This is a genomic window from Paraburkholderia sp. BCC1885 (assembly GCF_900996235.1).
In the GTDB taxonomy this organism is placed as follows: domain Bacteria; phylum Pseudomonadota; class Gammaproteobacteria; order Burkholderiales; family Burkholderiaceae; genus Paraburkholderia.
Genome location: NZ_CAAJGM010000055.1, coordinates 72,112 through 84,855, shown reverse-complemented (window position 1 = coordinate 84,855; position 12,744 = coordinate 72,112). Strand labels below are relative to the sequence as shown.

The following is a 12,744-nucleotide window of genomic DNA, read 5'->3' as shown; positions in this document are numbered from 1 at the left end:
TGCGCTTCGAACGTTACCTGCCTTTACCGGGTCCCTTTATTTGGCCCTTTACCTGGCCCTTTACCTGGCCCTTTACCTGATCCCAGCCGCGCCCGCCGCCGCAAATACAGGTTGTTGAACACCAGCGCGGCACAGGTCATGGCGCCGCCCGCGATTTGTGCCGGCGTGGCGATCACCCCCGCCAATGCCGAGACGATAAATGTCGTGAGCGGCACGACATCCATGAAGAGCACGCCGTTGAGCGGCGTCAGGATGCGGTTGCCGAGATTCCAGCACAGGATGCCGACGAATCCCGCGCCAAGCCCCATATACAGCAGATGCGGCACGATGCCCACCAGGTCGGCAAGCGCCGGCACGACAATCTCATGCGCTGCGAAAAGCGCGAGGTTCAGCCCAATGATGGTGGTCAGACCGAGGCAGATGGTCATGGTCGTGTACCGCAGCGGCGACCACTCCCTGAAGAAGGTCGCGCCGAAGGTGTAGATGACCCAGCACAGCGCGCCGACGACGATCAGCGCATTGGCCGCATAGTCCTGCGGTTCGCGCAGCAATCCGCCGATATCGCCTTTGGTCACCACCAGCGCTACACCGCAAAACGACAGCACAATGAACAGAAACGAGTAGAGCGGCGGCAATACGCGCCGCACCAGCGAATTCACCAGCAGTCCCAGCATCGGTTGCGTGGCCATCATGATCGAGGCCGTGAGCGCGCCGTCGCGTCCGGCCATTTGCTGGCCAAGAAAGACGAATGCACCAAAACCCGCGAAGCCGATCGACCCCAGCGCCCACGCGCGCAACACTGGCTGGCCCTTCAACCGCAGGGCCGTCGCTCCTTCCTTGTGGCGCAATAACAGCAGAAACGCAGCGCCGGCAACCACGTAGCGTAACGAGGTGAAGGTAAAAGGGTCGATCCGCGTGAGTGCGCTCGTCATCACGGGAAACATCAGGCCGAACGAAACCGTCGCGATCAGGCAGCACAGCAGACCTTTGGCGTAGCTGCCATAGGCATCAACCGACGGCTCGGAACTGGGTGGGGTGTCCTGAGAGGGAGTCAGCGCAGCGGGCGATTCGACGGGTGAATTCATGAATGATTGTTCAAAAATTAGGCGAGAGAGGGAGGCACCGGACCGTTCTTTGCCATGGAACGGGTGCGATTGCATGGCTACTAAAATAGTGCTTATTTAAGGCGAAATACCCAGAATGAATGTCGCCTGGATGATGCATAAAATCCACTGCGTCTGCACCCATTTACTTGCGGACAACGCGGCATTCCGGTCCAATATTATGACTGATCGTTCAATAATACAAGGTACACAGGGGCGGACCAAACTGGGTGCGGGTCGCACCGCTGCAATCTGCTGTAATAAACCGCGTCGCTTGCTGGGATCACACCCGATTCGCGTTGTAATACAAACCCGCTATGCTCGATGACGGTGCTTTATTTGCCAAAACCAATGGCAATCGGGGCGCCAGCGGGGTCGCCGGAATTATCCGTCGAGGCACACCAGCTTGCATTTGCCTTCCTGACAGTTTTGCCATTTTGGTGCCATGCAGACGTTGGTGCGAGGCAATTAGCATAGGCGCAGCTTTACCGTGGCGCGGGGTCGCTTTCGCGGGCAGCCTTGCCGGCGCGATTGTCGATGCGGCTGTTCCGCGCATTCGTCAACGTTGATCTGGCGCGAACGTCGTGTAAGTTCGGCCACGGCGACTTCTCATCCTTCCAGCATTCTTTCGGGCGCGTTTCAATGTGGATTGTCAACGTTGCGCTAAAGCGGCCATACACGTTCATCGTGATGGCTATTCTGATCCTGCTGGCAACGCCGTTTGTCTTGCTGACGACGCCAGTGGACGTGCTGCCGGAAATCAATATTCCGGTGGTCAGCATTATTTGGAGCTATACGGGTCTGTCCGCCGAGGACATGGCCAACCGGATCACGTCGGTCAATGAGCGCAGCCTGACCACGACGGTCAACGACATCGAGCACATCGAGTCGCAGTCGCTCGCCGGCATCACGATCATCAAGCTGTTCCTGCAGCCCACCGCGAATATCCAGACCGCCATCGCGCAGACGGTCGCGGTTGAACAGGCGCAGTTGAAGCAGATGCCGCCAGGCGCGACGCCGCCGCTGGTGATCAGCTATTCGGCCTCCAGTATTCCGGTGATCCAACTCGGCCTGTCGAGTCCGAGCGAGTCGGAGCAGGATCTCAACGACGTCGCGCTCAACTTCCTGCGCCCGCAACTGGTGACGATTCCAGGCGCAGCGGTGCCGTATCCATACGGCGGCAAATCACGCCTCGTTTCGGTCGACCTCGACACGCGCGCCTTGCTCGCAAAAGGCATGACGCCCGCCGACGTGGTGAACGCCTTTAACGCGCAGAACCTGATTCTGCCGACAGGCACCGCCAAGATCGGACCCAAGGAATACACCGTCAACATGAACGGGTCGCCCGCCACCATTGCGGGTCTGAACGACATGCCGGTGCGCACGCTCAATGGCGCCACCACTTATCTGCGGGAGGTCGCGCACGTGCGCGACGGTTATTCTCCTCAGACCAATATCGTGCGTCAGGACGGTCATCGCGGCGTGCTGATGTCGGTGCTCAAGACCGGTAGTGCGTCGACCCTGGCGATCGTGGATTCTCTAAAGGCGCTCTTGCCGACAGCGCGCGCGGCCTTGCCGGCCGATCTCAACGTCAAGGCGCTGTTCGACCAGTCGGTGTTCGTGAAAGCGGCGGTGCAGGGCGTGATCCGCGAGGCGCTCGTGGCGGCCGCGCTGACCGCGGCGATGATTCTGCTGTTTCTCGGCAACTGGCGAAGTACCTGCATTATTGCGGTGTCGATTCCGCTGTCGATTCTGAGCTCGCTCATCGTTCTGCACGCGCTGGGTCAGACCATCAATATCATGACGCTGGGCGGGCTCGCGCTGGCGGTCGGGATTCTGGTGGACGACGCCACGGTGACGATCGAGAATATCGAACGGCACCTGCATATGGGCACGGATCTGCACGAGGCGATTCTCGAAGGTGCCGGCGAAATCGCGGTGCCTGCGCTGGTCTCCACGCTGTGTATCTGTATCGTGTTCGTGCCGATGTTCTTCCTGACGGGCGTGGCGAAATACCTGTTCGTGCCGCTCGCCGAGGCGGTGGTGTTCGCCATGATCGCGTCGTACATCCTCTCGCGTACCTTGGTGCCGACTCTCGCCATGCTGCTGATGGGGCATGCGCACAAGCCGAAAGAGGGCGCCAAACCGAATCTGTTCATGCGGCTTTATCACCGCTTCGACGCCGGTTTCGAGCGCATGCGGGCCGCTTATATCGTCATCCTGAGCACCGTGCTGGTGCGCCGCGGCCGGTTCGGCGCGATATTCCTCGGCTTCTGTATTGCGTCGATGGGCTTGGTGTTCGTGCTCGGTGAAGACTTTTTCCCGGCCGTCGACGCCGGCGACATCCGTCTGCACATGCGCGCGCCCACCGGTACGCGTATCGAAGAAACGGCGCGTCTGGCCGACGAAGTGGAAAAGGTCATCCGTGAGGTGGTGCCGCAGAAGGAGCTGGTGACGATTCTCGACAACCTCGGCCTGCCATATAGCGGTATTAATCTTTCGTACAGCAATTCCGGCACGATCGGCACGCTGGACGGCGAAATTCAGGTGGCGCTTAATGAGGACCACAAGCCCACCCAGACCTATGTCGACAAGCTGCGCCAGATCCTGCCGCAACGCTTTCCGGGCGTGGAGTTTTTCTTCCAGCCCGCCGACATCGTGACGCAGATCCTGAACTTCGGGTTGCCCGCGGCCATCGACGTGCAGGTGGTGGGTAACGACCAGCAGGGCAATTTCGACGTGGCGCGCCAGCTCTACAAGAAAGTGCGGCAGATTCCCGGCACGGTGGATACCCACATCCAGCAGCTGATCGACGAGCCGGTGATCAATCTGGACATGGATCGGACCCGCTTGCAGCAGCTGAACCTCAGCGCCAACAACGTGGCGCAGAACGTGCTCATCTCTCTGTCGGGCAGTACGCAGACAGCACCGAGCTTCTGGTTCAACAACAAGAACGGGGTCGAATACAGCGTGGCGATCCAGACGCCGCAGTACGACATCTCCTCGATCGACCAGTTGTTGCGCACGCCGGTGTCGGCGGCTTCCAACGGGCCGACGCAACTGCTCGGCAACCTCGTGCGGGTCGGTCCGCAAAGCCAGTTCGCACTCGTGTCGCACTACAACATCCGGCCGGTGATCGACCTGTATGTGAGTGTTGAAAAGCGCGATCTGGGCAGCGTGGCCGCGCAGGTGAACAAACTGGTGGACCAGGCCCGTGCGACCTTGCCGCGCGGCAGCCAGATCGTCGTGCGCGGCCAGGTGCAGACTATGCGCACGTCGTTCTTCGGCTTGGGCGTGGGCGTCGCAATGGCCATCGTGCTGGTGTATCTGCTGATCGTGGTGAACTTCCAGTCATGGGTCGATCCGCTGATCATTATTAGTGCGCTGCCGGCGGCTTTGGCGGGCATCATGTGGATGCTGTTCCTCACCGGCACGCACCTGAGCGTGCCGGCGTTGACCGGCGCCATCATGACCATGGGCGTGGCGACCGCGAACAGTATTCTGATGGTGTCGTTCGCACGGCAGCGGCTGCACGCCGGTTCGCTGCCGCTTGCCGCCGCGCTCGAGGCCGGCGCGAGCCGGATCCGCCCGGTGCTGATGACCGCCTTCGCCATGATCATCGGCATGATCCCGATGGCGCTCGGTCTTGGCGAAGGCGCGGAGCAGAATGCGCCGCTGGGCCGTGCCGTGATCGGCGGCCTGCTGTTCGCAACGATTTCAACGCTCTTTTTTGTGCCGCTGGTTTTTGCGGCAATCCATACGCGCCTCGCTCGCCGTAACGGTGGCACGCATGGAGAGCAGGGCCCCGACGACGGCGTTAGCGCCGACGATGGCAAGCACGCGTAACGTTAAATGACGGCTGACTGAGATGACCGAAAAAACTCATGCTTCGCTAGCAATCCCCGCGCGGGACACTGAGGATGGGCACGCTTTGCCGCCCCGCCAACAGGAATGGAAACGCGCCAAGATCGCAATCTGGATCGTGCTGGCGCTGCTCGCGCTCGGTGCAATACGCACCGTGGTGGCCGATATTCTGCAAAATCGTTCGGTGGCCGAAACGACCCAGCAAAACGCCGTGCAATACGTGAACGTCGTGACGCCCAAGCAGGCCGACGGCAGCGGTAACACGCTGCTGCCGGGTACGCTGCGCGGCTATGTCGAATCGCCGATCTTTGCACGCGCCACGGGTTATCTGCTGCACTGGTACGTCGATATCGGCGCGCATGTGAAGGCAGGTCAGTTGCTGGCCGACCTCGATACGCCGGAAATCGACCAGGAACTGCAGCAGGCCAAGGCGCAGCGCGACCAGATCAACTCGAGCCTCGGCCTTGCAAAGAGTTCCTATGAGCGCTGGCAGCAACTGCGCCAGCGCGATGCCGTCTCGCAGCAGGAACTGGATGAACGGCAAAGCACTTACACCCAGGACGTGGCGAACCTCGCCGCCGCTGACGCCAACGTGCGGCGCCTGAACCAGCTCGAATCGTTCAAACGCATCGTCGCGCCGTTCGATGGCGTGGTGACGCAGCGTAACGTGGACGTCGGCGACCTGATCGACGCGGGCAGCGGCACCAGCCGCGCGCTGTTCGCGCTGGCCCAGTCCGATCCGCTGCGGGTCTACGTGCAACTGCCGCAGGCTTATGCGCAGAACGTGACGGTCGGTCAGCAGGTCGTGGTGACCCAGGCCGAATTGCCGGGCAAGCAGTTCCACGGCACCATCACGCACATTGCCGGCGCCATCGACGTGCCGACCCGTTCGCTGCAGATCGAAGTGCGCCTGCCGAATGCGGACGGCGCGCTGCGTCCGGGCGCATACGTGCAGGTGGCCGTACCGTCGACGACGCATGCCAATATCCTTGTGCCGGGCAATGCGCTGCTGTTCCGCGCGCAAGGCACGCAAATGGCAGTAGTCGACAATAATGGCGTCGTGCATCTGCGCAAGGTCGTGATTGCGCAGGATCTCGGCAACACGCTCGAAGTCGAAAGCGGCATCGAGGCGACCGACAAGATCATCATCAATCCGAGCGATTCGATTGCCGATGGCGATCACGTGCAGATCCAGAAGCCGTCGGCCACCAACAAGGGGGCGGCGTGATGCGCGGAGGTTCGATCGCTGTGCCGCCGCTGCGCGTGGTCGCTGCGGCGGTGGGCGCCGCGCTGCTGGCAGCCTGCACCGTGGGCCCCGATTATCACCAGCCGCACGCCGATGCGCCGCCCGAGTGGCGCACCGACTCGTACTGGCGGGTGGCCGAGCCGTCGCATGCGCCGATCGCCCTGACCTGGTGGACGGGCTATAACGACGCGACGCTCAACACGCTGGAAGGTGAGGCGCTCGACCAGAACCAGACGCTGGCCGCCGCGGTGGCGCATTACGAGCAGGCCAAGGCGACGCTCGCCAATACCGCCGCCCAGGAAATTCCCGAGGTTGACGTGGGCGGTAACGCCGAGCGGCTGAAGATTTCGAAGAACCGGCCGCTGACGAGCTATGGGACGCCCAACTCGTCGACCGTGCAAAACGGCCTGATCGTCGGTCCGTCGATCGACTACGACACCGACCTGTTCGGGCGGATTCGCCGCGAAGTCGAAGGCGCAAAGGCCTCCGCCGAACAATCGGCCGACGATCTCGCCAACGCGCGGCTCGTGCTGACCACCGATCTCGCCAGCGACTACTATTCGCTGCGCGAACTCGATTCCGAGATCGACGTGTTGAACCAGTCGGTGGTGCTGCAGCAGAAAGCACTCGACTACGTAACGTCGGAACACGATCTGGGCTCGGTATCGGGGCTCGACGTATTGCAGCAGAAGTCGGAACTCGATTCGACCAAAGTGCAGGCGCAACTGCTGCTCGTGCAGCGCGCCCAGTTCGAGCACGCGATCGCCGCGCTGGTCGGCGTGCCCGCGCCGCAATTCGTGATCGAGCCGAAGGTGGTCGCTTCGCAGGTGCCGGTGATTCCGCTCGGTGTGCCGAGCGACGTGCTGCAGCGGCGCCCCGACGTGGCCTCGGCGGAACGCGCGATGGCGGCGGCCAATGCGCAGATCGGCGTCGCCAAGGCGGCATTTTTCCCGAGCCTGACGCTCACGCCGAGCATCGGCTGGCAGAGCACCAATTTCGCCGATCTGTTGAGCGCGCCGAGCCTGATGTGGACGCTGGGCGCAGCGGTTTCGCAGGTCGTGTTCGATGGCGGCCGCCGCTCGGCGAACGTCAAGTTCGCGAGTGAAGGCTATCAGCAGGCCGAGGCAAATTATCGTCAGACCGTGCTCACCGCATTCCAGCAGGTGCAGGACGGCGTGACCGGTCTCTCGGTGCTGGACGGCGCGGCGAAGCAGTCGCATCAGGCCGTGGTGGATTCGCAGAGCTTGCTCTCGCTTGCCAACGACCGTTATTCCGGCGGCCTCGTCGCCTATCTGGACGTGATCACCGCGCAGCAGACGCTGCTCACCGCCGAGCGCCAGGACGTGCAGATTCTCGGCCAGCAGATGACCCTGTCGGTTGCGCTGGTAAAGGCGTTGGGCGGCGGCTGGGATGTCAGCGCGCCGATCGACGAGAAACAGCAGGCCATGAACCAGTCGAAATGAGTGTCACCTGTTCACCTGAAGAGGATAGGGCGGCCAGCCGACGTAAAAACAAGGTGTTTCGTATAATGTAAGGACTCAGGGGGCGTAATGAAACTGCTCATCGTCGAAGATGAACACAAAGTGGTGGACTACCTGCGCTCGGGTTTGACCGAGCAGGGATGGGTGGTCGACATCGCGCTCGACGGCGAGGAAGGCATGCATCTGGCCACCGAGTTCGACTACGACGTGATCGTCCTCGACGTGATGCTGCCCAAGCGCGACGGCTTCAGCGTGCTCAAGGCGCTGCGCATGCGCAAATCCACGCCGGTCATCATGCTCACCGCGCGCGATCACATCAACGATCGCGTGCGCGGCTTGCGCGAAGGCGCGGACGATTATCTGACCAAGCCGTTCTCGTTCCTCGAACTGGTGGAGCGCCTGCATGCACTCGCGCGCCGCACCCGTTCGCAGGAGTCGACGCTGATCTCGGTGGGCGACCTGTTCGTGGATCTGATCGGCCGCCGCGCCACGCGCGACGGCGTGCGTCTCGATCTGACCGCCAAGGAATTCCAGTTGCTGAGCGTTCTGGCACGCCGCCAGGGCGACATTCTGTCCAAGACCGCGATTACCGAACTGGTCTGGGACGTGAACTTCGACAGCCACACCAACGTGGTCGAAACCGCGATCAAACGATTGCGCGCCAAGCTCGACGGCCCGTTTCGCACCAAGCTGCTGCACACCGTGCGCGGCATGGGCTATGTGCTCGAAGTCCGTGAGGAGGCCGAATTGTCATGAACCGTTCGATTGCCCGCCGGCTTGCCGTGATGTTCGCGCTCGTCGCCTTGTCGGTGTTTACGCTGGTCGGCTCCGGGTTGTTCATCGTGATGCGCACGCAGTTGAACCACCATTTGCGCGAATCGCTCGACGACCGCATGGAGATCGCCAAGATCATCGTGTATCACTCGGTCACGGCGGACAAATGGCGCATGGCACGCGAAAAGCTGACGGACATGTCGCCGCGTGACGGCACCACCACCTACACGGTTTCCAGTTCCGACCCGTCGTTCCATTACGGCACGCCGGTGCAGGGACGCGTGACGGATAGCTGGACGGGCGGTTACATGCGCGTGGAACCCGCCGACGGCGGCGAGGCCATGCTCACGCGCACGATCTCGATACCGGCGAGCGGCGTGCGGCCGGCGGTGCAACTGCAGGTGGCGGCGAGCTGCCAGCCCAACGTGCGGACCATGCGGGCATTCGGCGCGGCGCTCGCCGCGCTGTCGGCGTTGGGCAGCCTCGCGGTGCTGCTGCTGAGTTATTCGGTGACGCGTATCGGACTCGCGCCGCTGCGGCGTCTCACCAAAGACGCTTCCGAGGTCAGCCCGAATAATCGCTCGCAGCGCCTGAATACGGCTTCGCTGCCGTTCGAGCTGAACGATCTCGCTAATTCGTTCAACGGCGCCCTTGAGCGGCTCGACGGTGCGTATGGGCGGCTCGAATCGTTTAATGCCGACGTCGCCCACGAACTGCGCACGCCGGTGACGATCCTGATTGGCCAGACCGAGGTGGCGCTGACCCGCAACCGCTCGGTGGACGACCTGCGTCATACGCTGCAATCGAATCTGGAAGAGTTCGAACGCATGCGCGCGATCATCAACGACATGCTGTTTCTCGCGCGCGCCGATCAGGGCGAGCGGGCGACCGGGCTCGTCGAGGTGTCGCTCGCCACGGAAGTGGCGCGCACCCTGGAGTTTCTGGAGATTCCGTTCGAAGAGGCTCAGGTGCGCGTAGTGTCGCGCGGCGACGCGATGGCGCTGGTGAACCGCTCGCTGTTCGGCCGCGCCTGCACCAATCTGCTGATGAACGCGATCCAGCATTGCGCGCCGCATGACACGGTGCGGGTGACGATTGCCCGCGAGGAGGACACGGTGCGCATCGCGGTCAGCAATCCGGGGCCGCCCATCGATCCTTCGAAGCTCGACCATCTGTTCGACCGTTTCTATCGGGCCGAAGCGTCGCGCACCAACAGCCGCGAGAATCATGGCCTGGGGCTGGCAATCGTGAAGGCGATTGCCGAGATGCATCGCGGCACGGTGTCGGTGGAAAGCGCCAACGGCATGAATACCTTTGCGTTCTCGGTCGACGCATCGCGTATCGACGTGCAAGGTGTGCGTGAGACGGCGGTGACGGTCGAACGTAACGTCAGCGTCAACAGCGGCGCTTGTGCCATCAACGCGGGCAATAAGGTGACGGCCGAGCCGGCCCCGGCAGGGCGCATGTCGATGTAAGGCGAGGGAAATGGAAAACGTCCCCGTCCTCCTACCTACCGATCGCTGTCTGCTCAGACCCGCGGTCGCCTCCGACCACGCGGCGTTAGCCGCGGCGGTCGGCTCAGCGGACTTTCCCTACGATTTGCCGCTCGCCGACCTGCAACGGCGCGGCAAGCTGCAAGCGTGGTTCGAGTCGATGCTCGCCATGTCGGTGGACGGCAAAGCGCGCGTATTTTCAATCGACCTTGCTGGCGGCGCACGTTGCGTGGGCCAGGTGTCGCTCGTGCAGCGCGACGTGCCGGGGAGCTGGAATCTGGCCTACTGGCTGCATCCGTCGCGCTGGAGTGCGGGGCTTGCCGTGGAAGCGGCGCAAGCCGTCATCCGCTACGCGTTCACGGTCATGCAGGTCGGCGAGGTGTGGGCCGGCGCGGCGCTGTGGAACCAGCGCAGCATCCGGACGCTCGACAAGCTCGGCTTGCAGCTTGTCGAACCCAACCAGACGTCGAAGGTGGTGAGCAGCGCGCCGAGCGATCTGCACATCTGTTCGATCTCACGCGCGCGCTGGCTTCAGACATGGGGCGAATCGGACGGCGGGCTGGCGTAAGCCGGGCGCGCGCACGAGGCGACCTGCCGGGCAGCGATGCCGGCAGCCGCTTAACCGCAAGCTCAATTGTCCCCGAAAGGATTGCCCTTTTTCTCCGCCACGGTTTGCGTCTTCGTCGCAAGATGATTCTGCAGCCAGAACGACGCCTTGTTCAGCCCTAGCGTGTGCCAGTCCTGACCCACCTCGGAGATGAACAGACGGTCGTCAGGCGCGGTTGCCGCTGAAAACGCGTTGGCGAGTTCTCGCGCGCCGCGGTCCGTGTTGAGCACCAGAAACGCGCCCATCTGATGCAGATGCAGGAACTCGTAGTCGCCCGCGGAGATTTGCGAGGCGATGTCCTTGATCTTGGCGTGCCGCTCCGTGGGCGTGCCAATGAAAATGCTGACGAGATACGTCACTTTCTTGCTGATGCGTTCCGTCATGGTTGCCGCCGTTGTGCGCAGATCACGCGTATGTGTTTTCAGGCGTGGCGATCAACGCGCACGCCGCTCGCGTGCCGCGCGGGCCAGCGTCTCGAGCACCGGCTCGGTCTGCACCCAGCTCAGGCACGCATCGGTAATCGACACGCCGCAGCGCAGCGGCACGCCCGGCTTCAGATCCTGGCGGCCTTCCTCGAGATTGCTCTCGATCATCACGCCGATGATGCGCTTTTCGCCAGCCGAGAGCTGACGCGCCAGATCCTGCGCCACGTCGATCTGCTTCAGATGCGACTTGCCCGAATTCGCATGCGAGCAATCCACCATCACCTGCTCGCGCAAGCCGGCCGCGCGCAACACGGCGCAGCTTGCTTCGACCGATGCGGCGTCGTAGTTCGGCCCTTTCTTGCCGCCGCGCAGGATCACGTGGGCGTCGTCATTGCCGCGCGTTTCGAAGATCGCCGCCATGCCCATCTTGGTCATGCCCATGAAGGCGTGGCTTGCGGCCGCCGCGACGATCGCGTCCGAGGCGATCTGCACGCCGCCGTCCGTGCCGTTCTTGAAGCCGATCGGGCAGCTCAGGCCGGAAGCCAACTGGCGATGGCTCTGGCTTTCCGTCGTGCGCGCGCCGATTGCGCCCCATGCCACCAGATCCGCAATGTATTGCGGGCTCAGCAGATCGAGGAATTCGGTCGCGGTCGGCAGGCCGAGCGCGCTGATTTCCAGCAGCAGTTGCCGCGCCCGGCGCAGCCCTTCGTTGATGCGGAAGCTGCCGTCGAGCCGCGGATCGTTGATGTAGCCCTTCCAGCCCACCGTGGTGCGCGGCTTTTCGAAGTACACGCGCATGACGATCAGCAGGTCTTCCTGCAGCGCGTCGGCGGCCTGCTTGAGGCGGCGCGCGTAATCGATCGCCTGGTCGTGATCGTGAATCGAGCAGGGGCCGACCACCACCACCAGCCGGTCGTCGCGGCCGTGCAGGATGTCGGCAATCGCCACGCGGCTTTGCTCGACGAGCGTCTGCACGCGCGGCGGCACCGGCAGTTCGTCCTGCAGCAGGGCGGGCGAAATGAGCGGACGTACCGCGCCGATCCGCGTGTCGTCGATGCGGGTGGTGTCCTGGGTGGCGTCGGCAACGCCGACTTCCTGGTCATGTAAAGGATTGTCGATGCCGCTCAAAATACTCTCCTGGGTGCGCGGTGGTAGCCCTCGATTATCGCATCTGGGGCGCTCAAGGCGTCTACCGCATGCACGCCGGGCCTATTCAGACGTGCAGATGTTCGTGCCGGGGCGTGTCGTCGCCATGAGGATGTTCGGTGTGCTCGATGGTGACCGGAATCGTATGCAGATGCGCGTAGCGCACGCCGCGCTGGCTTGTCAGGCTGTCCGCGAAGGCCGCGACGTCATGCGCGCGGCCTCTTAGCACCGACGATTCCAGCAGGCTTTCATGGTCGAGATGGACCCGCATGCTGGCCACCGCGAGATCATGCCGGTCATGATGCGCCTGGGTGATGCGGCGCGCCAGCTCGCGGGTGGCATGGTCGTACACGTAAGTCAGGGTCGCTACACATTGGCTGTCCGGCGCTGTCTCGCGCGCATGCGCCTGAGTTTCGCGGACGATGTCGCGAAACGCCTCCGAACGGCTCGTATAACCGCGCTGCGCCACCAGCGTGTCGACCACGGCGAGCAGGTCGTCGTCGATGGTGATCGTGATTCGTTGCATGGCGGGTCCTCGCGGCGGATCGTGGGGTTATCCCATCGTAACCGAACCATCGTAACTGAACCATCGTAACCGAACGCGC

Annotated in this window: 10 protein-coding genes; 6 read left to right on the top strand and 4 right to left on the bottom strand. The window is 62.9% G+C overall.

Features of this window, described 5'->3' with window-relative positions:
* Positions 1-23: 23 nt before the first annotated feature.
* A complete protein-coding gene (locus FQ755_RS04615; RefSeq protein ID WP_144151378.1) occupies positions 24-1,085 on the bottom strand; it encodes a DMT family transporter in 1,062 nt (353 codons plus the stop codon).
* 660 nt (positions 1,086-1,745) lie between these two features.
* Between FQ755_RS04615 and FQ755_RS04610 the strand changes: the two genes are divergently transcribed.
* From FQ755_RS04610 to FQ755_RS04585, 6 genes are all read left to right on the top strand, one after another.
* Positions 1,746-4,949, top strand: coding sequence for an efflux RND transporter permease subunit (locus FQ755_RS04610; protein WP_144151376.1), 3,204 nt, complete (start codon positions 1,746-1,748; stop codon positions 4,947-4,949).
* A 22-nt stretch (positions 4,950-4,971) separates the two neighbouring features.
* A complete protein-coding gene (locus FQ755_RS04605; RefSeq protein WP_144151374.1) occupies positions 4,972-6,195 on the top strand; it encodes an efflux RND transporter periplasmic adaptor subunit in 1,224 nt (407 codons plus the stop codon).
* A complete protein-coding gene (locus FQ755_RS04600; RefSeq protein ID WP_144151372.1) occupies positions 6,195-7,676 on the top strand; it encodes an efflux transporter outer membrane subunit in 1,482 nt (493 codons plus the stop codon). The genes FQ755_RS04605 and FQ755_RS04600 overlap by 1 nt, the downstream gene beginning before the upstream one ends.
* Before the next feature lie 87 nt (positions 7,677-7,763).
* On the top strand, positions 7,764-8,450 hold the full coding sequence (locus FQ755_RS04595; protein WP_074295923.1) for a heavy metal response regulator transcription factor: 687 nt from the start codon (positions 7,764-7,766) through the stop codon (positions 8,448-8,450).
* Positions 8,447-9,943, top strand: coding sequence for a heavy metal sensor histidine kinase (locus tag FQ755_RS04590; protein WP_144151370.1), 1,497 nt, complete (start codon positions 8,447-8,449; stop codon positions 9,941-9,943). The genes FQ755_RS04595 and FQ755_RS04590 overlap by 4 nt, the downstream gene beginning before the upstream one ends.
* A gap of 10 nt (positions 9,944-9,953) precedes the next feature.
* Positions 9,954-10,529, top strand: coding sequence for a GNAT family N-acetyltransferase (locus FQ755_RS04585; RefSeq protein ID WP_144151368.1), 576 nt, complete (start codon positions 9,954-9,956; stop codon positions 10,527-10,529).
* 62 nt (positions 10,530-10,591) lie between these two features.
* Here the strand turns inward: FQ755_RS04585 and FQ755_RS04580 are convergent, their stop codons facing one another.
* From FQ755_RS04580 to nikR, 3 genes are all read right to left on the bottom strand, one after another.
* A complete protein-coding gene (locus FQ755_RS04580) occupies positions 10,592-10,951 on the bottom strand; it encodes a hypothetical protein (protein WP_260858297.1) in 360 nt (119 codons plus the stop codon).
* A gap of 51 nt (positions 10,952-11,002) precedes the next feature.
* The gene (locus tag FQ755_RS04575; RefSeq protein ID WP_144151366.1) at positions 11,003-12,121 is read right to left on the bottom strand and encodes a 3-deoxy-7-phosphoheptulonate synthase; all 1,119 of its coding nucleotides are present in this window, start codon (positions 12,119-12,121) and stop codon (positions 11,003-11,005) included.
* Positions 12,122-12,206: 85 nt separating this feature from the next.
* Complete coding sequence (gene nikR, locus FQ755_RS04570; RefSeq protein WP_144151364.1) at positions 12,207-12,665, bottom strand: nickel-responsive transcriptional regulator NikR; 459 nt, start codon at positions 12,663-12,665, stop codon at positions 12,207-12,209.
* Positions 12,666-12,744 lie beyond the last annotated feature (79 nt).